This window comes from uncultured Campylobacter sp., from assembly GCF_938031315.1.
Classification (GTDB): Bacteria; Campylobacterota; Campylobacteria; order Campylobacterales; family Campylobacteraceae; genus Campylobacter_B.
Map to the genome: position 1 here is coordinate 1 of NZ_CALHHT010000413.1, position 2,123 is coordinate 2,123.

Here is a 2,123-nt window from a genome sequence, read left to right on the forward strand (position 1 = left end):
TTTTTCGTCGGTTAACACGCCCGTTGCGAACATATCGTTCGAGCTAAGGCTGATGCGCTTATCTCCGGTATCTCCGAGTAGAAATACGATCGTGTGCGCTACAGACTCTTGCTTTTGCTGCGGAGCCGTATCGGCCTTAGGTTGGTTGCATCCGCTTAAAATCGCGATTGCCGCTAATGACGAGAATACAATTCGTCTCATTTTTTCTCCTTTAAAAAAAGTTCGCGAATTATATAGCCAAAAAGTAAATCCTAGATTTCGCGACTTTTTATTTAATCAAAGATTAACCCAAATTTAGTAAAATTCCAGCTGAAAACATCCCAAATAAGGAGAACCTTATGGCAGTAAAAATCGCAATCAACGGCTTTGGAAGGATCGGTAGGTGCGCGGCTAGAATTGCGCTAAGCAGGGACGATGTAGAGCTTGTGGCGATCAACGATACCGCTAAGCGCGAGCTTACGAGATACCTGCTTCAATACGACACCGTTCACGGCGAGTTTCGTAAAAAAGTAGAAATTCTAAGCGACGAATGCATAGCCGTAGACGGCAAAAAAATCCGCGTCTATTCCACCAGAGAGCCTGCGGAGCTTGATTTTGCGGGCGATGGTGCAGAAGCTGTGCTTGAATGTACTGGTGCGTTTTTAACGAGCGAAAAATGCAAGCCGTTCATAGATAACGGTATCGGCGTAGTCGTAATGAGCGCACCTGCCAAGGATGATACGCCTACTTTCGTAATCGGCGTTAATGAGGGCGCTTATGCAGGACAGCGCGTCATCTCAAACGCTAGCTGCACCACTAACGGTCTAGCTCCGATTGCAAAAATTTTAGACGATGAGCTTGGTATCGAAAAGGGTCTTATGACGACGATTCATGCTTATACGCACGGACAGAGCCTAGTCGATGTAAAAGCCAAGGACTTCCGCCGTTCGCGTGCCGCGGCTCTTAATATCGCTCCGACCACGACGGGTGCGGCAAAAGCGATTAGTAAGGTACTTCCACAGCTAAGCGGTAAGATGCACGGACAATCGGTGCGCGTGCCGGTGGCTAACGTTTCGATGGTTGATCTAACGGTGCTAACGCGCAAGCAGACGAGTGCTGAGGAGCTAAACGAAATTTTCCGCCGTTATGCCACTAAAGAGATGAAAGGAATTTTGCTCGTAGACGACGATAGCCGTGTCAGCAGCGATTTTTGTACTTCAGAATACTCCAGCATCGTAGCTAGCGACTGCACGCAGGTAATTGACGGTAATCTTATAAAAGTGATGAGCTGGTATGACAACGAGTGGGGATATAGCGAGCGCCTCATCGATTTAGCCTTATATGCGGCAAAAAGAAGGAAATAAGATGGGCGAAATTCTTTCGATTAAAGATTTGAAATTTAAAGACGGCGCGCGCGTTTTTATCAGGTGCGATTTTAACGTGCCGATGGATGAGTTTTGCAATATTACGGACGATCGTCGCATCCGTTCGTCTATCCCTACGATTAAATATTGCTTAGACGAGGGCTGCGCGGTAATTTTAGCCAGCCACTTAGGACGCCCGAAAAACGGATACGAAGAAAGACTTAGCCTAAAGCCTGTGGTAAAGAGGCTATCTAGGCTTTTGGAACGCGAGATAAAATTTGTCTCTGATGTCGCGGGCGAGGAAGCTGGAGCTGCGGTAAATTCGCTTAAAAAGGGCGAAGTGCTTCTACTAGATAATCTGCGCTTCGAAAAGGGCGAGAGCAAAAATGACGAAGCACTAGCTAAGAGGTTTGCGAGCTACGCGGAATTTTATATCAACGATGCTTTTGGCGTATGCCACCGCGCGCATGCTTCGGTAGAGGCGATTACGAAATTCTACGATGAGGCGCATAAGGCGGCGGGATTTTTGCTACTAAAAGAGATAAAATTTGCTAAAGACCTTATTAAAGATCCTGCGCGTCCTTTTGTAGCCGTAACGGGCGGCAGCAAAGTAAGCGGCAAGCTTCAGGCGCTTAAAAATTTACTTCCTAAAGTCGATAAGCTCATCATCGGAGGCGGCATGGCGTTTACGTTTTTAAAAGCCGTTGGATATGACATCGGCAAATCTTTACTCGAAGAGGATCTAATCGAGGAAGCAAAAAATATTCTCCGCAATGCTCG

General features: G+C 46.8%; 3 protein-coding genes. 2 read left to right on the forward strand and 1 reads right to left on the reverse strand.

Annotated elements, in window-relative coordinates; genetic code table 11:
* Positions 1 to 201, reverse strand: a 201-nt coding sequence (locus Q0236_RS10305) for a hypothetical protein (protein ID WP_297917490.1), incomplete at its 3' end; no start/stop codon positions are given.
* Between the two features lie 137 nt (positions 202 to 338).
* On the opposite strand from Q0236_RS10305, the gene gap reads away from it, so the two are divergent.
* Both gap and pgk read left to right on the forward strand, forming a co-directional pair.
* Complete coding sequence (gap, locus tag Q0236_RS10310; RefSeq protein WP_297917494.1) at positions 339 to 1,343, forward strand: type I glyceraldehyde-3-phosphate dehydrogenase; 1,005 nt, start codon at positions 339 to 341, stop codon at positions 1,341 to 1,343.
* Between the two features lies 1 nt (position 1,344).
* Positions 1,345 to 2,123: phosphoglycerate kinase (gene pgk, locus Q0236_RS10315; protein WP_297917497.1), on the forward strand; the 779-nt coding region annotated here is incomplete at its 3' end.

Bases quoted from the DNA above. Each gene is read 5' to 3' on its own strand.
- gap (WP_297917494.1), top strand. From the start codon at position 339: ATGGCAGTAAAAATCGCAATCAACGGCTTTGGAAGGATCGGTAGGTGC.